Below are 24,086 nucleotides of genomic sequence, written 5' to 3'. Positions count from 1 at the left end.
CAATTATGGCGGTACAAAAACGAGGTTTGGGTCGGGGATTGGATGCATTATTGGGCGATGCGCCACCTGCGACAGAGAAAAAAAACGAACTGCAAAAACTGCCGATCGAATGGTTGCAGCGTGGAAAGTTTCAACCGAGAAAGGATATCGATCCGGAAAGGATCAAGGAGCTAGCTGATTCGATCAAGGCACAAGGTATCATTCAGCCGATTGTGTTGCGTAAAATCGGCGATGAACGATATGAAATCGTTGCCGGGGAAAGGCGTTGGCGCGCTGCGCAGCTTGCCGGGTTGCAAGAAGTGCCGGTTGTTGTGCGCGATATCGACGATAAGGGTGCGATGGCGATCGCGTTGATCGAAAATATTCAGCGCGAAGATTTGAATCCGCTCGAAGAAGCCGAAGCCTTAAAAAGACTGCTTGAAGAATTTGAGTTGACGCATCAACAAATCGCCGATGCGATCGGTAAATCCCGCGCGACGGTGACCAACTTATTGCGATTGATGGAGTTGCAGCCGGAAGTCAAGCAGTTGCTGGTTGATAAGCAAATCGAGATGGGGCATGCCCGGGCTTTGTTGCCGTTGGGTCGCGATCTGCAAATTCAGGCCGCGCAGAAAATCGCTAAGCAAAGTCTTTCGGTCAGGGCGGTGGAAAAACTGATCAGAGATTTGCAGACCGAGTCGCTAAAAAACGAACCGGCGGAAGTCGACCGCGATACCCTTCGATTGCAGGAGGAGCTAACGTCGAAACTCGGCGCGAAAGTCTCGATCAATCATAAACAAAACGGTTCCGGCAAGCTGGTGGTGGCTTATTCGAGTTTGGAGCAATTGGACGGCATCATCGAGCAGCTCAGTTATTCGGAAAATAGAATTACCGATTGATTTTGTTTGTCCGGGATATGGGTAAAACCGGAAAATCAGGCTGAACGATTGGCTGATTTTTAAATGAATCGTTGCAAAGTAGGAAATGCTCTGTTCCTTATTCTTCCTTGATTAAATGAAGCCTCATCGCTATAATCCACAAGTTGTTGTATCCGGAGTCGGTGTGACGGACGAAAAGATTTCTACAGTCGGAAAAATCTTGATTTTACAAGCGTTCGTTATTATCGCGATATATTCCGGATTTGCAGTTTTTTCGGGGCTGCAGAGTGCTAAGTCGCCGTTTCTAGGCGCATTGGCAGCATTTATACCGAATCTATACTTTGCTTTGCGCATCTTTAGAGCGAGCGGGCAAGGCGCCAAAAAAATCGTGAATTCGTTTTATGCCGGCGAATCGGGAAAGCTCATATTGACAGCTGTGCTGTTTTTTTTGATTTTTCAAATTCCGAATATCAATATTTTAACGCTGCTATCGGGGTATATAGCAGTATTGTCCGTATTTTGGTTTGCGCTAATTATGCGCTGACGATTTCAATTCGAGAGAGGAAAGATGGCTACTGAAGCCCATGCAGCCGAAGGGGCAACCGGATATATCGTTCATCATTTGACACCATTGAGTGTTGGTGAGGGTTTCTGGACTTTGCATTTGGATACTCTATTTTTTTCCGCCGTGTTGGGTGGATTGTTCATTTGGTTTTTTAAAATGGCGGCCGAAAGAGCCACTTCCGATGTCCCGGGATTGGTGCAAAATTTTGCCGAAATGATGATAGAGTTCGTCGATTCACAGGTTAAAGACAGCTTTCATGGCAAAAGTGAATTGATCGCGCCATTGGCGTTGACGATTTTCTGCTGGGTCTTCCTGTTTAATTTTATGGATTTGTTCCCGGTCGACTTGTTACCGATGATCGGCTCCATGATGGGTATCGAATATCTCAGAGTCGTGCCAAGTACAGATTTAAATGCGACCTTCGCCATGTCGATATCGGTATTCTTCCTGATTATTTTTTACAGCATTAAGGTCAAAGGCCCTTGGGGATTCGCCAAAGAGTTGATGTTTCAACCGTTCGGACCTTGGTTACTGCCGTTTAATCTGTTGCTGAAACTGGTCGAGGAACTAGCCAAGCCGATCTCATTGGCGCTTCGTTTATTCGGTAATCTATATGCCGGCGAACTAATATTTATTCTGATTGCGCTGTTGCCATGGGCAATACAGCCGGCGCTGAGTTTTCCGTGGGCGATTTTTCATATTCTGATTATTACGCTGCAAGCTTTCATATTCATGGTATTGACGATCGTCTACCTGAGTATGGCTCACGAAGATCACTAATTATTTTGTTACTTTAATTTTAATCATACGTTTGGAGGTATCATGGAAAATTTAGCGTCTTTAATTGCTGATGTTCAAGGCATGACAGCGATCGCTGTCGGACTGGTTTTAGGAATGGGTGCGCTTGGAACCGCTATCGGTTTCGGTTTGTTGGGCGGTAAATTTTTGGAAGGCGCGGCGCGTCAACCAGAAATGGTGCCTATGTTGCAGGTCAAAATGTTCATTGTTGCAGGCTTGTTGGACGCGGTAACCATGATCGGCGTTGGTTTGGCATTATTCTTCACATTTGCGAATCCGTTTTTATCCGCTGTTCAAGCCGCTGCCGGTAATTAATAGATCCGGTTTTTTAACTAACAGCAACAAGAGGAACGCATCGTGAGTATCAATGCTACTCTGATTGGTCAAATGATTACATTTGCGCTTCTGGTATGGTTTACCATGAAGTTCGTTTGGCCCCCACTGTATCAATCCCTGGAAGAGCGGAAGAAGAGAATAGCCGACGGATTGGCGGCGGCCGAAAAAGGCCAGGAAGAAATGGAATTGGCCGAGAAAAGGGCTATCAATGTCCTCAAAGAAGCCAAAGAGCAGTCTTCGGATATCGTCAATCTGGCGCAAAAACGGGCCAATGAAATTGTCGAGGAGTCGAAAGACGCCGCTAAGAAAGAAGGCGAACGCTTACTTGTCGCCGCTCAAGCGCAGATCGATCAAGAATTGCAGCAAGTCAAAGAAAGTTTGCGCAAGGAAGTTTCTTCCTTGGCACTGAATGCGGCAGAACAAATTTTAAGCGCGGAAATCGATCAAGCCAAACACCAAGAAATCTTGAATAAAGTTTCCAATCAAATAGGTTAAGCACCATGAGCGAACTGGCAACATTGGCGCGGCCTTATGCGGAGGCGGCTTTCAAACGAGCGAAGGAGATCGGTGCGACTGCACAATGGTCCGATAATTTGGCGTTTTTGTCCGCGGTCTTGAGCGACTCTAATATTGCGCTGGCAGCCGATAATCCGAAAATCGCTAAAGAAAGTTTTTTAAACTTGATGTTGGATATCTGCGGCGAACATCTCGATCAGGAAGGTAAAAACTTTCTAAAACTGCTTATCCAAAATAATCGGCTGAAATTGGCCGCGCAAATTGCGAAGATTTACGAGCAATTTAGAGCGGACGATGAAGGATACTCGGAAGTTCAGGTCATATCCGCTTACCCTTTGACGGAAGACGAGCAAGGCAACTTAGTGTCCAGATTGGAGCGTTGGCTGAATAAGCAAGTTCGTTTGGATATCTGGAACGACCGGTCGCTGATCGGTGGCGTACTAATCCGTGCCGGAGACAAGGTGATCGACGGAACCGTCAAAGGCCAGCTTCTTCACATGCAGAAAGCTCTACAGTGAGTGAGAGAAAAAGAACATGCAATTAAACCCATCAGAAATCAGTGATCTTATCAAGCAAAAGATCGAAAATTTCGACCTGAGCGTCGAAAGCCATACCGAAGGGACCGTAGTTAGTGTAACCGACGGTATCGTCAGAGTACATGGGCTTTCCGAAGCCATGCAGGGCGAGATGTTGGAGTTTCCTGGAAATACCTATGGCATGGCGCTTAACTTAGAGCGCGATTCGGTCGGGGCTGTGGTTCTGGGTTCTTACGAACACATTACCGAAGGCGACACCGTCAAATGTACCGGTAGAATTTTGGAAGTACCGGTCGGCGAAGCGTTGCTGGGACGCGTTGTCGACGCATTGGGCAATCCGATCGACGGCAAAGGCGCGATTAACACAAGCGAAACTTCTCCGATCGAAAAAATCGCTCCGGGCGTTATCGCACGCCAATCGGTCGATCAGCCGGTGCAAATCGGCCTGAAATCGATCGACTCGATGATTCCGGTCGGTCGCGGCCAACGCGAATTGATCATCGGCGACCGCCAAACTGGTAAAACCGCCATTGCCGTTGATGCGATCATCAATCAAAAAGGCACTGGCATCAAATGTATTTATGTCGCGATCGGCCAAAAGCGTTCTTCGATCGCTAACGTCGTACGCAAGCTCGAAGAGCACGGCGCGATGGAGCATACCATTGTCGTAGCGGCTTCCGCATCCGAATCCGCAGCTCTGCAGTTCATCGCGCCGTATACCGGTTGCTCGATGGGCGAATATTTTAGAGACCGCGGCGAAGACGCATTAATTATTTACGACGATTTGACCAAACAAGCTTGGGCCTATCGCCAAGTATCGTTATTACTTCGTAGACCGCCGGGTCGAGAAGCTTATCCAGGCGATGTTTTCTATTTGCATTCACGGTTGCTCGAAAGAGCGGCAAGAATCAATGCAGACGAAGTCGAAAAGTTGACTAACGGTCAAGTCAAAGGCAAAACCGGTTCGTTGACCGCATTGCCGATCATCGAAACGCAAGCAGGCGACGTATCGGCCTTCGTTCCGACCAACGTAATTTCGATCACTGACGGACAGATTTTCTTAGAAACCGACCTGTTCAACGCCGGTATTCGTCCTGCGGTCAACGCGGGTCTGTCCGTATCGCGGGTAGGCGGCGCGGCACAAACCAAAATCATCAAGAAATTGGGCGGCGGTATTCGTTTGGACTTGGCTCAGTACCGTGAGTTAGCGGCTTTCGCTCAGTTCGCGTCCGATCTTGACGAAAGCACGCGTAAGCAAATCGAACGCGGTCAACGCGTGACCGAGTTGATGAAACAAAATCAATATTCGCCGATGTCGGTTGCGCAAATGGCGGTGTCGTTGTTCGCTGCAAACGAAGGCTATCTGGATTCGGTCGAAGTCAATAAAGTACGCGATTTCGAAGACGCTCTGCAACTGTACATGAAATCCGAAAAGTCGGATTTGATGGATCAGATCAATGCAACCGGCGACTTCTCCGATGAAATCAAAGAAGGCATTAAATCCGCCATCGAAACGTTCATTAACACGCATAGCTGGTAAAAGGGTCGTCAAATGGCTGTCGGTAAAGAAATACGCACTAAGATCGGAAGTATCAAGAATACTCAAAAGATCACGCGCGCGATGGAAATGGTCGCCGCGAGTAAAATGCGTAAAACGCAAAACAGAATGCAGGCAACGCGGCCTTACTCGAAAAAAATGGGTCAGATCATCAAACATCTGGCTCATGCCAATGCCGAGTACAAACACCCTTATTTGATTCCACGAGAAGTCAAAAGGGTCGGTGTGATCGTCGTCAGTTCGGATCGCGGTTTATGCGGCGGTTTGAATTCTAATCTATTCCGTAAAACCCTAGTGCAGTTACGCCAATGGGAAAAAGACGGCATCGATGTCGATATTTGCACAATCGGAACCAAGGCGGCCGGGTTTTTCGGTAACTTACAAAAAATCAATATGGTTGGGCAAGTCGGCAAGCTTGGCGACACGCCGCATCTAAACGATATCATTGGTATCATAAAAATCATGCTCGACGCTTATGAGGAAGGCCGAGTCGATGAGTTATATGTGATCAGTAATGAGTTTGTTAACACGATGACGCAACGGCCGAATGTCGAAAAACTACTGCCGGTCATTGCCGATGAGATCGAGGACGAATTGAAAGGGCATTGGGATTATATTTACGAACCCGATGCGAAGGAAGTTCTGGATAATCTGCTGATTCGCTATATCGAATCGATCGTGTATCAGGGGCTGGTCGAGAACAATGCTTGCGAACAGGCCGCTCGGATGGTTGCGATGAAAAGCGCTTCGGATAATGCCGGCAAGCTTATCGGCGAACTGCAACTGGTTTACAACAAAGCCCGACAAGCCGCGATTACGCAGGAAATTTCCGAAATCGTTGCCGGCGCCGCTGCTGTGTAATACACAGACGAATTAACAGATTTAAGTATTGAAGAGGACGACAAAATGAGTTTGGGTAAAATCGTTCAGATTATCGGGGCGGTCGTGGATGTCGAATTTCCACGAGAAAGCCTTCCGAAAGTCTATGATGCACTGAAGGTTGAAGACAAGAATCTTGTTTTGGAAGTGCAGCAGCAATTAGGCGACGGCGTGGTCAGATCCATTGCAATGGGTTCGACCGACGGTTTGAGCAGAGGATTGCAAGTGAGCAATTCCGGTGCGCCTATTGCGGTGCCGGTGGGTCAAAAAACGCTGGGCCGTATCATGAACGTGCTTGGCGAGCCGATCGACGAGAAAGGCGCTATCGGCGAAGACGAAAGATGGGCGATTCACCGCGAAGCGCCGTCTTACGATGAGCAAGCCGCCAGCAATGAATTGCTAGAAACCGGCATCAAGGTTATCGACTTGGTTTGTCCATTCGCGAAAGGCGGTAAAGTCGGTTTGTTCGGCGGTGCCGGCGTCGGCAAGACCGTCAACATGATGGAATTGATTCGTAACATCGCGATCGAACACAGCGGTTTCTCGGTTTTCGCCGGCGTTGGCGAGCGTACCCGTGAAGGTAACGACTTCTATCACGAGATGACCGACTCGAAAGTTATCGACAAGGTATCGTTAGTTTACGGTCAGATGAACGAGCCGCCAGGCAATAGGCTGCGTGTGGCTTTGACCGGTTTGACGATGGCCGAGTTTTTCCGTGAAGAAGGTCGTGACGTATTGTTCTTCGTAGATAATATTTATCGGTACACATTGGCCGGTACCGAAGTGTCGGCGTTGTTGGGCCGTATGCCGTCGGCGGTAGGCTATCAGCCTAACTTGGCGGAAGAAATGGGCGTATTGCAAGAACGTATTACGTCAACCAAAACCGGATCCATTACGTCGATCCAGGCCGTTTATGTTCCTGCCGACGACTTGACCGACCCGTCACCGGCTACGACATTTGCGCATTTGGACGCGACCGTGGTATTGTCCCGTCAAATCGCCGAGTTGGGTATTTATCCGGCGATCGATCCGCTTGACTCGACCAGTCGCCAGTTGGATCCTTTGGTTATCGGCCATGAGCATTACAATGTTGCTCGTGCGGTGCAAGGTACTTTGCAACGCTACAAAGAGTTACGCGACATCATCGCGATTTTAGGCATGGATGAATTGTCGGAAGAAGACAAGTTGATTGTTTCGAGAGCGCGCAAGATTCAAAGATTCTTGTCGCAACCGTTCTTCGTGGCAGAGGTTTTCACCGGTTCTCCGGGAAAATATGTTTCATTAAAAGACACCATCGCCGGCTTCAAAGGTATTATCGATGGCGAGTACGATCATGTTCCGGAGCAAGCATTCTACATGGTTGGCACGATCGAAGAAGCTTTGGAAAAAGCCAAGGGCATGAAAAAATAACCGGACGATGGGAACCGAGAGATGACAATGACCGTACATGTAGACATCGTCAGCGCGGAGCAAGAAATTTATTCCGGCTTGGCCGAAATGGTTTTTGCGCCCGCCGAACTAGGCGAAGTCGGTATCTCGCCGCGTCACGCGCCGATGATTACCAAACTCAAACCCGGTGAAGTCAGGGTCAAGGTCAGCGACAGCGAAAGCTATCCATTCTTTGTTTCTGGCGGAATTTTGGAAGTACAGCCGCATTTGGTGACTATATTGGCCGATAGCGCGATTCGAGCGAAAGACATCGATGAAGCGGCTGCACTGGAGGCCAAATCCAGAGCCGAGGAAGCATTATCCGATAAAACCAGAAAGATCGATTATGCGACCGCTCAGGCGCAGTTGATGGAAGCGGTCATGCAATTGAGAACCTTGGACAGACTCAGAAAGCGCGGCGGTTAACACCCGTGGCTTAAGCCATATAAAAGCCCGATAACGATAAAGCGTTGTCGGGCTTTTTTTGTTTGAGTCCGGATAAAAATTGGCATGATATTTAAAGCTTATTATTTTTATATCTTATGCCATAGGTACTATATTTGTTAAAGCTGGGTAAAGGAAATGAAAATATGACATTAACGACTATAATTTTAGCAGCAGGCAAAGGGACGCGCATGCGTTCCGAAACTCCGAAGATTTTACATCAAGTGGCTGGAAGACCTTTGCTGGAGCATGTATACGATACCAGTAAACAATTGGCCGATAATCGGGTAAATATCGTTTACGGACACGGCGCGGAGCAAGTTCGAAATCGATTAAGCCACCTCGATGCTCAGTGGATTGAGCAAGTTCAGCAATTAGGCACCGGGCATGCCGTGCAGCAAGCCATCGATTATGTCGATGATGACGATACCGTGCTGATTTTATACGGGGATGTGCCTTTATTGAAGTTGTCGACGATCGAAACGTTGATTGCCGATGCGGGTAGTAATGCCTTAGCATTATTAACGGTCGTGTTATCCAATCCTACGGGGTATGGTCGCATCGTGCGGGACGGCGACAATAGCGTTTTGAAGATCGTCGAAGAAAAAGACGCATCTCCCGAAGAAAAAGCGATACAAGAAGGCAATACCGGTATCATGGCATTGAACGGCGAGCAATTGAAAAAATGGTTAAACCGTTTGCAGAATAATAATGCACAAAACGAGTATTATCTAACCGACATCATCGAAATGGCTGTCAATGACGGAATAGACATCGTAACTTCCCAGGCCGAGACCGAGGACGAGGTGTTGGGCGTCAACAATCGTATGCAATTGGCGCATTTGGAGCGAGTTTATCAAATGGAGCAGGCAAATAGCTTAATGGAACGCGGAGTTACATTGAGAGATCCCGCGCGTTTCGACATCAGGGGAAAGATCGAGCATTTGGGTACCGATATCGAAATCGACGTCAATGTGATTCTCGAAGGAAGCATTAACATAGGCAGCAATGTAACGATCGGCGCAAATACGCTTATAAAAAACTCGATCATTCACGATAATGTCGAAATATTGCCGAATTGTGTGATCGAAAATGCCGAAGTCGGTAAAGCCAGCCGCATCGGGCCTTTTGCACGGCTAAGGCCCGACGCCAAATTAGCCGATAATGTTCATGTCGGCAATTTCGTCGAAATCAAAAAGTCCATAGTTGAAATCGGCAGTAAAATCAACCATTTGAGTTATATCGGTGATAGCGTCATCGGTAGCGGCGTCAATGTCGGTGCCGGCACGATCACCTGTAACTACGACGGTGTCAATAAGTTCAAGACCGTGATCGAAGATGGCGCATTTATTGGCTCGAATTCGCAATTGGTTGCGCCGGTTACAATCGGTAAGAACGCGACGATAGGCGCTGGATCGACGATTACGAAAGACGCCCCCCCTGAAAAATTGACATTGGCGCGGGCCAAACAAACCACTATCCCAACCTGGCAAAGGCCGGTAAAAAAGGAGAAATAGTATGTGCGGAATCGTCGGCGCAATTGCGCAACGTAACGTAGTGCCGATATTGATCGAAGGACTCAAGCGCCTTGAATATCGCGGTTACGATTCGGCCGGATTGGCCATTGTCGAAGATGGTCAGTTGTATCGCAAGCGCGAGGTCGGCAAAGTTAGAGGCTTAGAAGCCTTGATCGATCAGAATGCGATACAAGGTAATATCGGTATCGCTCATACGCGTTGGGCGACGCATGGTAAACCGAGTACCGCGAATGCTCATCCGCATGTATGCCGCGACAAGGTTGCTGTCGTGCATAACGGCATCATCGAAAATCATGAGCATTTAAGAAATAATCAGAAAGCAGTCGGTTATGAATTTACCTCCGAAACCGATACCGAAGTGATCGTCAACGAAATATATGGCGCACTGGAAAACACTGATAATCTGCTCGGCGCGGTTAAGGAATCGATCAAAAAGCTCGAAGGCGCTTATGCGTTAGGCGTCGTTGCAAAGGATCACCCGAATACCTTGATCGCCTGTAGAAAAGGTAGCCCGCTCGTGATTGGAGTCGGCATCGGCGAATATTTTATCGCCTCCGACGTCGCCGCATTGCTGCCGGTCACTCAACGCTTTATGTTTCTCGAAGACGGCGATGTTGCCGAAATTACGATCGATAAAGTCGTAATTTACGACAAGGATGGCAGCCTAGTCGATCGGCCGATCAAAGAAAGCCAGCTCAAGGCCGATTCGGTCGAAAAAGGCCTCTATCGCCATTACATGCTCAAGGAAATCTACGACCAACCTTGGGCGATTTCCGAGACGCTCGAAGGACGCTTTATCGATAATCGCCTTCAAGAAAGCGCGTTCGGCCATAATGCCGGCGAGGTATTCGATCAGATCGAATCGATACAGATACTCGCTTGCGGGACTAGCTATCATGCCGGTTTGGTTGCCCGCTATTGGTTCGAGAAATTAGCCAAGGTGCCTTGTAATATCGAAGTAGCCAGCGAATATCGCTACCGTAAACCGATCGTCCCCCGCGGTACCTTGGTCGTGACCATTTCGCAATCCGGCGAAACCGCCGATACTTTGGCCGCATTGCAAGAAGCCAAAAAGCTCGGTGCAAAATATTCCCTCGCGATCTGTAATGTTCCGGAAAGTTCGCTAGTCAGAGAATCCGACTTAGTGATGATGACTCGTGCAGGCCCGGAAATCGGCGTCGCGTCGACGAAAGCCTTCACGACGCAATTGGCGACCTTGTTGCTATTAGTCATCGCGATAGGGAGGCGTTTTGGACTGACGAAAGAGTTGGAAAACAAAATATCTTCGGAGCTTTTCAGTTTGCCCGGAAAAATCGAAGCGGTTCTGCAATTGGACGACAAGATCAAACAATTGTCCGAGCAGTTCGCCGAAAAACAGCATGCATTATTTTTGGGTCGTGGGACACATTACCCGATTGCAATGGAAGGCGCATTGAAGCTTAAGGAGATTTCCTATATTCACGCCGAGGCTTATCCTGCGGGCGAATTGAAACACGGACCGTTGGCACTGATCGATGCCGAAATGCCGGTCATCACGGTCGCGCCGAACAATAGCCTGCTTGAAAAACTCAAATCGAACATACAGGAAGTCAGCGCCCGAGGCGGTCAATTGATCGTGTTTATGGACGAAACATTGGCGGCCGAAAACGATGTCAACGTTCAAATTATTAAAATGCCGCCGGTTGAAAACGAAATATCGCCGATTATCTATACCATTCCGTTGCAATTGCTGTCCTATCATGTCGCGGTTCTAAAAGGCACCGATGTCGATCAGCCGAGAAATCTGGCTAAGTCGGTAACGGTCGAATAAATAGCGGAGAATGAGCAAGAATGGTTGTAGATTGACAAAAATATATCATACTTACAAAAAAGTATCATACTAAACAAAAAACTATCATACTTTTGATTATTTAAGCTATGCTTAACGTATATGGCATAGCTTGGATGCTTCAAATGAACTCTAAAACTTCTTTATTAAGTCCCCACTCAAAAGATATCAAAGGTATTCTTGAGCCTGCAATTCTGAAACGGTTGCAAAAGGAAAAGCGTGGTCAAGGTTATGGCAAAGATTACAACCCTTTCTTAACTGTTTGGGATGTTCCGAGTAAAGGCAGGGTTCATCGTCGCCCAGCTTTGACTCACAATCGTATCGTCCATATACTTTCAGACCTCGAACTTGCTGTCTTCTTGCTTTTTGATTGGAATACCTCCGTCACTGATATTCGGGAGCAGTTCCCTCTTAATCCGGAGGCCACAATTGATATTGCAAAAAGGCTAGGTATTAAGCATCCCGCATACAAAGGGATACTTCAGGTTATGACAACTGATTTTCTAATTGATATGGAAATTGACGGACTGCTTGGTAAGCGTCCAACGCCACCATCTAAAAAATTTTCCCCGCCGTTGTTATCCTCATTATTTTTTCACGAGGAGAGCACATGGCATTATCGGACAAACAAAAACATCACATCGAAGCCTGGCAAGCCAGCGGATTGACGAAATCAGCGTATTGCCGTCAGGCGGGTTTGAACGTCAAAACCTTTGGCCGCTGGTGCCGATTGGCTCGGCAAGCGGCGGACTCCGATGCGCCTGCATTGATACCGGTCCGGCTGCAACCGGAGTCGACGGCCTCGGGTTCGTTGTCGTTACGTTGGCCGCACGGCCACGTTTTGGAAATACCGGGCAGTGTATCGCCGCATTGGCTCGGGGAGTTGCTGCAATGTCTGGCTTGATTGAGAGTCCGGCGCAAATCTGGCTGGCGGTCGAGCCGGTCGATATGAGGCGGGGCATTGATGGCTTGTCGGCGATTGTCCAACAGCGCTTAGGTTATGCGCCGTGCGCCGGGGCAGCGTTTATTTTCCGCAATCGCGCCGGCAATCGTTTGAAAGTGTTGCTGTGGGACGGCAATGGTGTCTGGCTGTGTCAGCGGCGTCTGCATCGAGGCTCGTTTACCTGGCCCAAGGCCTCCGAAACCGTATTTGCCCTGAGTCAGGCGCAGTGGCAATGGTTGATTGCCGGGGTCGATTGGCAGCGCTTATCGGCATCATCGTCAGCCGATTGGCAAGTCTAAAAGACCTGAAAAAAACACGTAAAAAAATCGTAGAAACCCAGTTGAATCAAGTGCTTCAGAGGGCTTAATAGGGTATAATAAACCCCATGAATCCACTGGCTGAACTTGATCAATTGAACCTAGAGCCCGCCGCGAAAAATCATGTCGCGGCGTTGCTTCAGGCGCTTCTTGATCAAGCTGCTCAGGACGCCAAAACCATTGAGGCTAAAGACCTCAAAATCGGCGCCCTGACCTACGATTGGCCTACTACAAGCGTATCCGCTTCGCTACCCGGAGCGAAGCACTGGCACCGCTGCAACGCGACGTATTCGAGGAAGCCTGCGATACCGATATGGCCGCTATCCAAGCCGAGGTCGAGCAGCTTCAAGACGACCCGGCGTGTGATACTGCGCCTCGCCCCAAACGTCCGCGCGCAGGCAGAAAATTGCTCCTGCATTTTCTGCATTCACCACCTCCCTGTGGTTTGTCGCCAACCCTTACCGGATCATTTGCCCCGCATCGAGCACCGTCACGAACCCGAATCCTGCACTTGAGGTCAATGCGGCAAGGACTTGGTCAAGATCGGCGAAGACGTCACCGAACAACTGGATGTCGAGCCGGCCAAATTCTTTGTCCATCGCCATATCCGCCCGCAATATGCCTGCCGAGCCTGTGAAACCGTCACGGCGGCGCCGATTCCTCCGGCCGTGATCGACGGCGGTATGGCGGCAGTCGGCTTGCTGACCTGGGTGCTGATCGGCAAATTCCTCGACCACTTGCCGTTGTACCGACTGGAACAGATCGCCGCCCGCAGCGGTGTGATCTTGTCCCGCTCGACACTGGCCGATTGGGTCGGACGCCTCGGCGTCGCCCTGGAGCCCTTGGCCGATCGTTTAACCTGGCACTTATTGCAACGCGATAGCTTGCATGCCGACGAAACCCCCGTTTCGCAACTGGATCCCGGCAACGGCAAAACCAAGAAAGCCTATTTATGGGCTTATCGCAGCAACGATTTGCAACCCGGCCCCAAGATCCTCTTCTTCGACTACCAAGCCGGTCGCAGTGGCCGGCATGCGCAGCGCTTTCTACAAGACTGGCACGGTCACCTGCTGGTCGATGACTACAGTGGCTACAAAGCCCTGTTTGCGACGGCGCGTGCGCATCCCGAATCGTCTTGCCTACTCGAGCCGTGCGTCGAACTGGCGTGCAGGGCGCATGTGCGCCGAAAATTCTTCGATCTGTATCAGGCCAATCAGAGCCCGATCGCGCAGGAGGCATTAAACCGAATTGCGGTCTTATATGCGCTAGAAGCCGACGCGCGGGAACTGACGTCCCTAGGACGCCAAACCCTTCGGGCCGAAAAAAGCCTGCCGGCACTCACGGACTTACACGACTGGCTGCACCAAACCCGGTTGCGCACCGCACCGAATACCGCGACCGCCAAAGCCATCGATCACGCGTTAAAACGCTGGCCAGCCCTGACGCGTTACGCCGAAACCGGCGATTTACCGATCGACAACAATCCGGTAGAAAACGCCATCCGACCCATTGCCCTGGGCAAAAAAAACTGGCTGTTCGCGGGATCCGAACGTGCCGGCCAACGGGCCGCCGTCATCCAAACTCTGCTCGGTACCGCCAAACTCAATGGACTTGATACGGCCGCTTGGTTAAATGAAACCCTGGAAAAACTACCCACCTGGCCCAATAGCCGGATCGACGAATTGTTGCCGTTCGACCGCGGGGATTAAATCATGTTCTGCCGAGCACGAATAGGTGGCTCGATTGGACGCTTACAGTGCAGATGTCGATAACTTTGATCCTCCTGAGCTCATCGATGCGCCTGAGAAAATTTTGTTCTTTCAAACCATGTTGCAAAAATTGGAAGATGAATATGGTTGGAAAATTGAATACCAAATGGGGGATGTACCCAAAAGCACTGTCGCAGTCAGCATTTGGTTGGTGACCGGTCTCGCCGATATTGCCACGCGATAATTCAGCGAGATACAACAACGACGATTCAGGTATTAGAAATTGAACTGACAAGTAAAATCAAAAAAGACGGTACAACAGAGCCCGAAAGCCTTTCGACCTTGTTTTTTCGAGCGTCTGATACCTCGTCAACATTTCAGGGTATCCTTGATGAACTAATGACTTCTCATAAGGATGAAGGCTTGATTGCGATGAGTTGGAAACGAAAATACATTGCGAAGAACACCTCAGTTCGGGAATATTTAGGACACCCTGATAACAAGATAAAAAATGAGCAGGATGCGATAGAGTCATGGGTAGCTAGAGCAGCAGAGAAAGTGAATGGGATGTAGTTAAATTTCACCCAAAGAAATAGATACACATAATTCACCAAAGGCTGGTAAAAAACATTACTTGGTGAAAATTAGCCCGGCGGACTTTCATTTTGGTATAGTAATTTATCTAAGGCGAAGCCTAAGACATGTTAGAGAGTTACCTAAGGGCGAAACAACTAATTTAGAATAAATTAAGGAAGAGAAAGCTCTCGGTATTACCGCAGGTGGTGATCATGGTATTAAATCACGAATAGATCGACAATCTTGTGCAACCGAACATGATTGATGTTCCTGAAAAGTGTTGATACATCAGTTGTTCAAATAAATTACTTGGCTCTATACAAACCACAGGTCGCTTTCGCTCTGACGTTCAAGATACGGCCTAGATACATCTTTGTAGCCTTGGGGACAGTATACTTACTGTCAACAGTCTTGAAAAGCAGACTGGAAACAACTTTTTAAAATATAAACCTGGGGTTTGTATAGAGCCATGATATTTTTTTACAATAAAAGAACCGGAAAGCAAGGATGTACAAACAAATGAGTCAAACAAATGACCTAGTAACCTTTTTACGTCATTACGGACCCATCCCCGCAGGGGATAACATGTATGACGAGCTGATCCAGACCGAGATCGACCGTCATGGCGTAGATCCTGTGATTCATATTACCCCGTCTAAACTTCAAGAAATCCTGGAAAATTTCAAATCTCCTTTTCCTCATACAATAATACTGACTGGTACTGCTGGAGATGGTAAGACATATCACTGCCGCCGTATTTGGATAGAATTTGGAGGAGACCCTGAACAATGGCAAGCTGGAGAGAAGGTTCTATCCACAACACTTCCTGTTTCAGGTAAGAAGCTTACAATTATAAAAGATCTAAGTGAGTTGACACAAAATGAGAAAAACAACTTACTTGCCGATCTAGCGAATTCCATAGCCAAAAAAAACATCAACAACGTTTATCTTGTGGCCGCCAATGATGGACAACTTCTTGCGAGCTGGCGTGATTGGTCAGACACCCAAGATGAAGAAGCACATAAGATTTTTAAAATCATAGAGGACATGCTTGTTGAGGAGCGAACTACGGATGAAGCATTGAATCTGAATCTTTATAATCTCAGTCGCTTGGACGCCTCAGAGCATTTTCAGGAACTTGTCGAACAAATCGTTGAACATCCACAGTGGTCTCAATGTGAGGGGTGTGATCTGCTCGATGAAAATGGATCAACAACTTGTCCCATTCGGATTAACCGCGAACGGCTTCGTATTGGAACTGAAGGGGGGGTATTTCGTAAACGTCTCGGTGAGTTAATGAGGCTCGCACGAGCCAACCGTATGCATCTTCCAATTCGAGACCTTCTACTGTTAGGTGTCAACATTCTTTTGGGCGATCGATATGGACGACAGATTTTATTGACCTGTCGCACGGCAAAAAATCGTGCGGAAAAAGAAGATTATCGCTTAACGAATCCTTATGCGAATGTGTTCGGGATGAATCTACCTGAACGCCAGAGGCAGCAATATCAAGTTTTCAATATCCTCGAAGCCTTTGGAATTGGGCGCGAAACGGACAATAAATTTGATAATTTACTCATCTATGGATCATACAGTGATTCCAAACTGTATACTGATTTGGTGACCAAAGATGCTTATTATGGCGCACCTGCGTATGAGCCATATTTACGTGATTACCTTGAAGGTGCTAGAGAAAATATCGATGAATTTATGCGGGCTTTATCGAGACAACGACAAAGGCTTTTCTTTTCACTACCTGCCGGTAACCTTGATCCTTGGCGTTTAACAGTATATCAGGCTTCAGGTCAGTTCCTAGAATTTGTAGAAGGTCTGAAAAACGGCGGCGACATATCACGAACAACAGAGTTGCTTGTTCGTGGACTTAACAGAACATTCTGCGGCATGATGATTGACGACGGAACGGAACTTTATCTCGCTTCATCTGGTGGTGATGGTCGCGGTCGGATTGCCTCTCTTCTTAATTATGATTTGCCGACGACTAGACGTAGAAGAGACCCTTATCTTAACTTTGAATTAGAAAGTGATGACGCAACGCCATGCATGCAAATTATTGACCCTGCCGCAGACGATGATGGAATCGTTGACAGCCTCACTCTTCAGCTTACACATTTTGAGTATCTTGTTCGTGTCGCAACTGGCAGTTTGCCGGCAAGCTTCTCCATCCAATGTAATGAGGATTTCCTGGATTTCAAATTAAGGGTGATCAAAAGACTTGATGACCTGCTTGGTGAAGAGACATCTGGAGATGAAATCAGCATACAAGCACTTACGGTGGATGAGCATGGTCGAGCTCATCCCGACAATGTACGAATCAGGGTGGCCTCATGAATACACGTCTTGAAGCGCCAGCAAAATTCAGAAGCGATGTTAATGTTTGGGTTGACGAGGCTATCTGGGGACACCGCCTTTACAATGATCAAACACCATGGCTTGTTTTTTTGGAATTCCTTGCAATTTTTCAGTCAAGGCATGCGGAAGGAAAGGCCCTTAATGAAAGTCAAGGTGATGGTTTACACGAAACTTTCACATACTACATTCCTCGTCTAATCCCTCTGCGGCAATTGGTCTTTAATAATCCTCATATCCGATATGTTGAGGACAACCATCTATCTGATCCCGAGAGATGGCTGGAGTGGTTGAAAATTTTTTCTTCCGACGATGACTTTAGATATCTCCAAGACCGTTTTGGGTCGTTTTCGCGTTTTTCCCGAGTGATAGAGCTTTTTCAAATCACCGCAATTGAACCTCACCGTCAACGCAGGTGGACGTCCCGTTTTCTGTTTCCTTACGGCCCTAACTGTCTTTATGCAGACTTACCCGCGAATGTAAATGGAAGCCCGGATAGACGCTTCTTTGCAAGAAGTGGTGAACTTCTCTATCTGATGCTTAATCGCAGCGGTAAGGGGAAAGACTTAGCAGAGATGATTTCTGAGAAATTGCTGCGCCAAGATGAAACTTGGAATCGAGTAGTACGTGCGTTGCTGCCTGAGGGATATAGGATTGACTCTAACCTTGTATCAAGCTCGATTGGGTATCTACCTTTTGCAGAACGTCCTGAGTATGGAGACCTAGCCGAAACATGGACTCGGTTACTTAATTTGGATTTATCCGGCGAAGCGCTATTCGATCCGTTGACGCGTCTATCGTCTTTACACATGCTTCTGTACATGCTGAGACGAGCTAATGAAGAAATTGGTGATATCAGTGAACCAAAATTCGTATTGGAAATAGCTTCGCCTCGAAGAACAACCCTATTTGAACTCTCAAAGGAAAATTTCGGAGCGAATCGGATGTTATCTACACGCGCGGTTCGTGCATACATCGAATCTGCTAAAGAAGACGAACACTGGTATGACGCAATGCAAGCAAGGGCTCCCGCAGACGCAGTGCGAGAGTATCTTTCTGAACGTTATGAATGGCAGCCGGATGATGGCCTGCCATCTGGTGATCCGGACACAATCTTCGAAGCCCTTAGATACTACGCTGAAAAGCGCCACCAACAACACGTTGCCAAAGTACATATGGAATGGGCAAAACAGATTGGATTAGCAGTATCGCGTCGTGGCGCAGGAACATGGTACTCTCCTGATGATTCTTTGCTCAAAGCGCTAGTCATGTGTGTCGTCGATGAAGGCCGTGAGGAATATCACCGCTTTCTAGCCAAACTATATGACCGATTCCGGTTGGTTATAGGTGCGAACGAAGCGGAGCAAGCTTTCGGGACTCTTCCAACTGATCAAAACGCTTTTATGCAAAATACACAGCGCTTGGAGCAACGCTTGAGGACATTAGGACTGCTACGCCGCCTTTCTGATGATTGTGCCTACGTTGAGAACCCGTTCAGGAGCAATACATGACAAGAAACGAACTCATCGCGGCAGTCGCGCTCGATTTCATAAAGGTTCATTTAGATCAGGAGCCGGACGGCTCAATGCGTTTTTGCATGCTCGGGCTTGAAGCGTCTCTTGTGCGCTCTATTGCACAAGCCGTATCGGCCGGCTCAGATACGTCATCTACTGTTTTAGTCAGGATATCTAGCTTATTCGATCCGGAAAATACTCTTCCTGAGAACGTGATAAGCGACCAATCCATCACACATTGGCGTCACTGCCGATTGCCGGATAGCACACGCGCAGTGCTTTTTGTGGCTACGCAAGAAGAGCTTCAACGTAATGATAAGAGCGTTGAAAAAATCACAAAAATAGAAACAGACACACTGAGAACTTGCTATGACGCCTGGATTAATCAGGCCGGATTGACATCAGTGTATCTGGACGCTACTAAGCGTGAACATTTACTTACTGCCCTCCAATCAGCAAACCAATCACATGCAGCGCGAACCATTGAAACATTCGCAGATTTCGTTCTTTCTATTGCGGAAGGTATTATTTATAAGGGGCTGCCTCTCCAAAAAGCAATTGATAATGCTCTTCCTAGCTTAAGGCTTCCACGGTATTCAGGTTACTTTGACCGCATACCTGAAAAGAAACGCAAATCTATCGGCGAATGGAACAAAATATTTAAAGGGCTACATAATAAAGTTCGTCCCCTTCTTGTTCGGGAAACGGAGAAAGGCGAGCCAATTCCGCGAGAGCAGCTTCGTGCTAACTTTGAAGAAATTTCTGATCGTTTAGAAGAGTCGGAACGGCAGGCGATAGAAACGTTCCTTAATGCTGATTTGCGGATTGATGACTGGTCCAATGAACAAAAAAGCTTAGTAGACCTCGATTGGAGGTCTACTTCTGATCTATTTGAAGGAATAACAAAAACCGCGTCGCTATCTTTGGGACAAGTAACGATCAAGTTCTTTGATGATGAATTTGATGATCTGCTGGAAGATGAAGAACGCGAACTGCTTTCAAGTGATTTCCCAAAAGATCCATCGGACGACATACAGGACTTCTTTGAAACTCACCGTGAACAATTAGCCCGAGACAAAAAGTTGTCTGGCAAATGGGAACGGTATATCTATCGCAACCCGCAAACCTACCAAGATTTTTTGGTTGGATTGCTAGAAACATTGGGTAGCTTGCGCAACCGTGTTAGTGATGATGAGCTAAAAGAAAAGAAACTGACAATTCGCATTCCCAATGCCCGAGAGAAAAGTTTCTGGCGAGGAAAAAATCCAAAAGTCGCACGATACTTCGCTTTCCGTTACCGAGGGCTACAAACAGTTTTGGGGAACAAGGTCGAATTAGATTTTGGAAAGTTGATGGAGTTTTACTTTCCAAAGGTTGATGACGATCTTGCTAGAACGACGTCCGGCTCTAAAGAGGCCAGATCTATCAAGTTCGAAGCCGTCCTTGACCCCGAAGGTGCAAAGGTTAAGCTCATTTTCCACTGGGAAATGTCCGTCGATGCTATGGCGACAGCAATGCCCGACGACTTGCTTAACGTGGCAAACTATGAGGAAAGTTATGCTTTATTACCAACAGCGGATATCACAAGACAATCAGTTAGTGCGAAAGGAAGTATCCAGCGCATTGAGTTAAATGATGTTAATACGATCCGTGATGCCACCAATACAAATGATGGAAAGCTCGTTGCACCTAATAAGGATAGTGGTGATAGGAGTGTCGCATTTCTGTCCAACCTAAATGAGCTTTCTGGTGTATTGGGGATACAAGGCCAAGAGACCATAAAAGAGCGATTTGATAACTTCCTAGTTGCCTATTCTCAGGCTATTCGTGATTGGGTTGCGATCGAGGGATCGGGAATTGGCTCAGAAGCTTTTGTTAGGCAAGCGACAGCTTATGACGAATTACTAGTATCTCTGCTAGAGTATGCAAGTAATGATCTCGCACGGGAAAAACTCTGGCAGGAAATTCTGCGATTTGGTGTGGCGAATGTAGGTGCCGGAAGCCCTGCTGCGATCGTTACTCCATGGCATCCATTGCGTCTCGCTGAAATTAACATTAAAGCAAATCAGGCTGCTCGGCTTGTTAATGATGTTCTCGATGCTGAAGAAGATGACATTTTTCGGGCTGACCTTCTATTTTCTCAGGTCCAGTTTGAGCTACTTGCAATCTATTACCCGGAAGTCTGTATAGGATTTGATCGCGATAAACCGATACTCCTATCTGCGGCTGACACATCATATGACTATACACTCGCCGAGCCGCCGCTACGCAGAAACCGGCAGGACGGAGATGATGCGCTTGATATTGAGCCCGGTGTTGCCGCCAAAGCCTTTGGCAATGTAGGCGAACAGTATTTGAAGCTGCTGCCTCATGAGCGTAGTAATTTTTCGGTGGTTTTATATAATGCGGAATCTAAAGCATTGCCAAGTGCTTTGGCATCAGAGCTCTCAAGTAAAGTTGAGCAAGAAAATGAACTGCAATGCGATCTCTTGCTCACGCATTCTGAGCCCAAGCGGATTAGACGGATTTATGAACAACAAAATGTTACAGTTAACGAAGAATCCGGTTCGGTCATGGCTAGTGAAGCAGCAAGGAATTTCCTTTCCAGACTGCGTGTAGGTTTTCTTGATGCCGCAAAAATTCCCAATGATGATACTGACCGCGCTGCCGACCTTGTGGCCCTTCAAGATGTGGTGGCCAGGAATGCAAAACTTGTTTGGAAAAGAGCTCCGGGCGACAGAGACCCTGATCTGTTCAATCATGTTCCGGCGCGTTGGTCTCGACGCCGCCCGATAGGCTTGGCTGATACAGCAACCTCAGTATACCTGACTAGCCCTGTTCAGCCGCATTCCGGCCAAAGCTACCTCAATCTCATACAAGGATTCCTCGAAGGGGATAACGCACTGCCTGGCAATGTTATACCTGCTCGTGAAGTAAATTTCCGTGATGGCGAAATTGGCAATGTATTTACCCAAACACACAAGATTGGTGAATGGGTTGTGAACTTCGACGAATTGGTTGATCGACGCCTCCTGAGCAACAATGGCATTCGCGTTATTCGCCATATACGAGACCGGCAAGTAGATCGCAATATTGTTGTATCGACTACATCAAAGCCTAAACTATTGCGTGTGCTTCTCAAAGAACGCTTAGCAAGGCTCGATCCTGCAATCATTATGTATGGTGAATCTTTCATTGACCAACTGATCGATCAAGCCAATACGCTGTCCGGTCAAGTCGTGATGCGCGCTGCCCGATATGGTCATTACGCGAATGAGTTGCTTGGTATAGTGCTTTCCATGGAGAAAATTCGTAAAGGACTCGGAGGCTCTAGCTTGCCCATAGGGTGGTATTTCCTGGATGATTTTGCATCTTGGTTTGGGCAACGTGAGGAGCAAATAGCCGATATTATGGCCATAGCTCCACGTATTATCGATGGTAAACCAGTTCTGAAAGTGGCTATTTCGGAAGCAAAATTTATCAGTTCTCGTGGGTACAGAACACAGGCAAAGAAATCAGCCAAACAGCTCGAAGAAACCGTTGCGCGCCTAGGGCGAGCCATTGATCCAAATCACAAACGTATAGATCGAGAAATTTGGTTAAACCGCATAGGTGATTTCATGATCGAAGGCATGGAACCGTTTGATTCTGCGCTTATGAACGGCTGGGACTTACACAAATGGTCAGATGCAGTCAGGTTGGACGAAATACCGATACAACTTGCTGGCTTTTCTCATGTCTTCGTTCACGACAATGATGAATATGTCGATGCAGGTGAAGCCACGCCGTTAAAAGGTATGCCGCACTGTGCACAGCAAGTGTTTGATAAAACCTGTGTCGCCAGATTATTTCGATCATTTGCCGAGAAAAATAAAACTTCTGAAGAGCAACCGAAAGCCGATGATAGTACATGGAGTGACGCTCTTGTTTCTACAGGGACAATTTTAGAGGTTTCTCAAACAACGATTAACTCTAAGGAAACCACCCAATCTCAAACACCCGCGTCCGAACCTGTAGGACGTAAAGGTGCAACTGTATCAGCAACTCAAGATAAACCGGACACCGCTATCTCCGCTCCAACTGAAGAAAGCGCATCACCTCAACCGGCTACCACGGAAGAAGATACTAGGCATACTATTCCAGATGAATTATTAGAAATGTGGCCGTCGCGGCAGCTTGCCGAATGGGTCAACAACGGTGTTGCTTCTGAGGAAGACGACGAAGGCACCAAAGCCTGGCTTGATAAGACGGTTAAAGCTTTGCAGAGGGCTTTACGCGGGTATGAAATGACTGCCGAACTCATAGGTTCTAGGCTCACGCCAAATGCTGCCCTCGTGCGCTTCAGAGGCTCAGATGACCTTACAGTCCCCAAGGTCGAAAAGAAGCGGCAGGAGTTGCTGACCTCCCACGCAGTTGATGTTATCAATGTACTAGCTGCTCCGATGGAAATTATCATCATGGTAAAACGACCACATCGGGCGATACTACGGCTACAGGATCTCTGGCGCAGGCGGAAGCTTCCTGCAACTGCACCTGAGTCAAATACCAGCTTACTGTTAGGTGCGAAAGAGGCTGATGGGGAAATCCTATACCTTAATGTTGGCAATGAGTTCGGGGGGCATCAGCAGCATGGACCTCACACGCTGATTGCCGGGGAAACAGGAAGCGGTAAAGGTGTTCTGGTACAGTCGCTACTTCTTGATATATGCGCAACAAACTCTCCCGAAAAAGCACGCATTCGCATGATTGATCCCAAGGCTGGAATTGATTTCCCCTGGTTGCGAAATATGCCACATCTCGATGGCGATCTCATTACCGAACAAGACGAAGCCATCCATGCATTGGAAGAGCTAGTGGCCGAAATGGAGCGAAGGAACCGGCTGCTTGCGGAAGCAGGTGTTACCAAGCTGGATAACTACAACAGAAAAGTACCCCCATCCGAGCAACTTCCACGCATTTGGTTGTTCCACGATGAGTTGGCGGACTGGATGATGATCAATGAATACAGGGACGCCGTTGATTTGAATGCAAGCCGTTTGGGCGTGAAGGCACGGGCGGCAGGAATCAACCTCGTACTGATTACACAACGACCGGACAAAGACGCCTTGCCGATGCAGCTCCGTGCCAACTTAACAAACCGGCTAGTGCTAAAGGTTGCAGATAAAAAGAACTCTATACTGGTTCTTGATGAACCTGGAGCTGAGAGATTACTCGGTCGCGGTCATCTGGCTGCAAAGCTATCGGGCGAAGGAAGAGTTGTTCTGGCTCAGGTGCCATTTGCATCCGAAGAAGAGATTGCTGAATTAGCACAACTGATACAAGTCAGTCGATTGGATAAGAAATCAAATTAGCGTTAAGTAAAGGAGCCTCAAAAAGC

At 47.7% G+C, this 24,086-nt stretch carries 19 protein-coding genes and 1 pseudogene; all 20 read left to right on the top strand.

The features are described from left to right. Positions 1-5 precede the first annotated feature (5 nt). The 20 genes and pseudogenes from ACRJJO_RS09130 to ACRJJO_RS09035 all read left to right on the top strand — a co-directional run bounded on the left by ACRJJO_RS09130 (position 6) and on the right by ACRJJO_RS09035 (position 24,060). Positions 6-878 carry a ParB/RepB/Spo0J family partition protein gene (locus tag ACRJJO_RS09130; protein WP_431065477.1) on the top strand — a complete coding sequence of 291 codons (873 nt, stop codon included), beginning with the start codon at positions 6-8 and terminating at the stop codon, positions 876-878. A 163-nt stretch (positions 879-1,041) separates the two neighbouring features. Beyond that, entirely contained in the window at positions 1,042-1,401 is a 360-nt protein-coding gene (locus ACRJJO_RS09125; RefSeq protein WP_431065476.1) for an ATP synthase subunit I, read from the top strand. Positions 1,402-1,425: 24 nt separating this feature from the next. After that, positions 1,426-2,202, top strand: coding sequence for a F0F1 ATP synthase subunit A (atpB, locus tag ACRJJO_RS09120; RefSeq protein ID WP_014146838.1), 777 nt, complete (start codon positions 1,426-1,428; stop codon positions 2,200-2,202). Positions 2,203-2,244: 42 nt separating this feature from the next. Next, complete coding sequence (atpE, locus tag ACRJJO_RS09115) at positions 2,245-2,535, top strand: F0F1 ATP synthase subunit C (RefSeq protein WP_014146839.1); 291 nt, start codon at positions 2,245-2,247, stop codon at positions 2,533-2,535. A gap of 42 nt (positions 2,536-2,577) precedes the next feature. Beyond that, positions 2,578-3,051 carry a F0F1 ATP synthase subunit B gene (locus ACRJJO_RS09110; protein WP_341327289.1) on the top strand — a complete coding sequence of 158 codons (474 nt, stop codon included), beginning with the start codon at positions 2,578-2,580 and terminating at the stop codon, positions 3,049-3,051. Positions 3,052-3,056: 5 nt separating this feature from the next. After that, positions 3,057-3,590 carry a F0F1 ATP synthase subunit delta gene (locus ACRJJO_RS09105; protein ID WP_014146841.1) on the top strand — a complete coding sequence of 178 codons (534 nt, stop codon included), beginning with the start codon at positions 3,057-3,059 and terminating at the stop codon, positions 3,588-3,590. Positions 3,591-3,606: 16 nt separating this feature from the next. Beyond that, complete coding sequence (atpA, locus tag ACRJJO_RS09100) at positions 3,607-5,148, top strand: F0F1 ATP synthase subunit alpha (protein ID WP_431065475.1); 1,542 nt, start codon at positions 3,607-3,609, stop codon at positions 5,146-5,148. Between the two features lie 12 nt (positions 5,149-5,160). Further along, positions 5,161-6,027: a F0F1 ATP synthase subunit gamma gene (gene atpG / locus ACRJJO_RS09095; RefSeq protein ID WP_431065474.1), complete on the top strand. Its 867-nt coding sequence runs from the start codon at positions 5,161-5,163 to the stop codon at positions 6,025-6,027. Positions 6,028-6,072: 45 nt separating this feature from the next. After that, entirely contained in the window at positions 6,073-7,455 is a 1,383-nt protein-coding gene (gene atpD / locus ACRJJO_RS09090; protein WP_431065473.1) for a F0F1 ATP synthase subunit beta, read from the top strand. A 21-nt stretch (positions 7,456-7,476) separates the two neighbouring features. Continuing rightward, the gene (locus tag ACRJJO_RS09085) at positions 7,477-7,899 is read left to right on the top strand and encodes a F0F1 ATP synthase subunit epsilon (RefSeq protein WP_431065472.1); all 423 of its coding nucleotides are present in this window, start codon (positions 7,477-7,479) and stop codon (positions 7,897-7,899) included. A gap of 164 nt (positions 7,900-8,063) precedes the next feature. Beyond that, positions 8,064-9,434 carry a bifunctional UDP-N-acetylglucosamine diphosphorylase/glucosamine-1-phosphate N-acetyltransferase GlmU gene (gene glmU, locus ACRJJO_RS09080; protein WP_431065471.1) on the top strand — a complete coding sequence of 457 codons (1,371 nt, stop codon included), beginning with the start codon at positions 8,064-8,066 and terminating at the stop codon, positions 9,432-9,434. Between the two features lies 1 nt (position 9,435). After that, positions 9,436-11,265 carry a glutamine--fructose-6-phosphate transaminase (isomerizing) gene (gene glmS / locus ACRJJO_RS09075; RefSeq protein WP_431065470.1) on the top strand — a complete coding sequence of 610 codons (1,830 nt, stop codon included), beginning with the start codon at positions 9,436-9,438 and terminating at the stop codon, positions 11,263-11,265. 143 nt (positions 11,266-11,408) lie between these two features. After that, on the top strand, positions 11,409-11,951 hold the full coding sequence (locus tag ACRJJO_RS09070; protein WP_431065469.1) for a hypothetical protein: 543 nt from the start codon (positions 11,409-11,411) through the stop codon (positions 11,949-11,951). Then, positions 11,894-12,187, top strand: a complete 294-nt coding sequence (tnpA, locus tag ACRJJO_RS09065) for an IS66 family insertion sequence element accessory protein TnpA (protein ID WP_431065468.1) — start codon at positions 11,894-11,896, stop codon at positions 12,185-12,187. Before ACRJJO_RS09070 ends, tnpA begins: the two co-directional genes overlap by 58 nt. Beyond that, the gene (gene tnpB, locus ACRJJO_RS09060) at positions 12,175-12,525 is read left to right on the top strand and encodes an IS66 family insertion sequence element accessory protein TnpB (RefSeq protein ID WP_014150087.1); all 351 of its coding nucleotides are present in this window, start codon (positions 12,175-12,177) and stop codon (positions 12,523-12,525) included. The genes tnpA and tnpB overlap by 13 nt, the downstream gene beginning before the upstream one ends. 86 nt (positions 12,526-12,611) lie before the next feature. Beyond that, positions 12,612-14,252 (top strand): annotated as a pseudogene (gene tnpC / locus ACRJJO_RS09055) (IS66 family transposase). A 34-nt stretch (positions 14,253-14,286) separates the two neighbouring features. Then, positions 14,287-14,496, top strand: a complete 210-nt coding sequence (locus ACRJJO_RS09050; RefSeq protein WP_431065467.1) for a hypothetical protein — start codon at positions 14,287-14,289, stop codon at positions 14,494-14,496. 851 nt (positions 14,497-15,347) lie between these two features. After that, positions 15,348-17,177, top strand: a complete 1,830-nt coding sequence (locus ACRJJO_RS09045; RefSeq protein WP_431065466.1) for a hypothetical protein — start codon at positions 15,348-15,350, stop codon at positions 17,175-17,177. Next, positions 17,174-18,706 carry a hypothetical protein gene (locus ACRJJO_RS09040; protein WP_431065465.1) on the top strand — a complete coding sequence of 511 codons (1,533 nt, stop codon included), beginning with the start codon at positions 17,174-17,176 and terminating at the stop codon, positions 18,704-18,706. The genes ACRJJO_RS09045 and ACRJJO_RS09040 overlap by 4 nt, the downstream gene beginning before the upstream one ends. Continuing rightward, positions 18,703-24,060, top strand: a complete 5,358-nt coding sequence (locus tag ACRJJO_RS09035; RefSeq protein ID WP_431065464.1) for an FtsK/SpoIIIE domain-containing protein — start codon at positions 18,703-18,705, stop codon at positions 24,058-24,060. Before ACRJJO_RS09040 ends, ACRJJO_RS09035 begins: the two co-directional genes overlap by 4 nt. Positions 24,061-24,086 lie beyond the last annotated feature (26 nt).

It is taken from the genome of Methylotuvimicrobium sp. (genome assembly GCF_050611805.1).
Taxonomy (GTDB): domain Bacteria; phylum Pseudomonadota; class Gammaproteobacteria; order Methylococcales; family Methylomonadaceae; genus Methylotuvimicrobium.
This window is presented reverse-complemented; position numbering and strand designations above follow the sequence as displayed.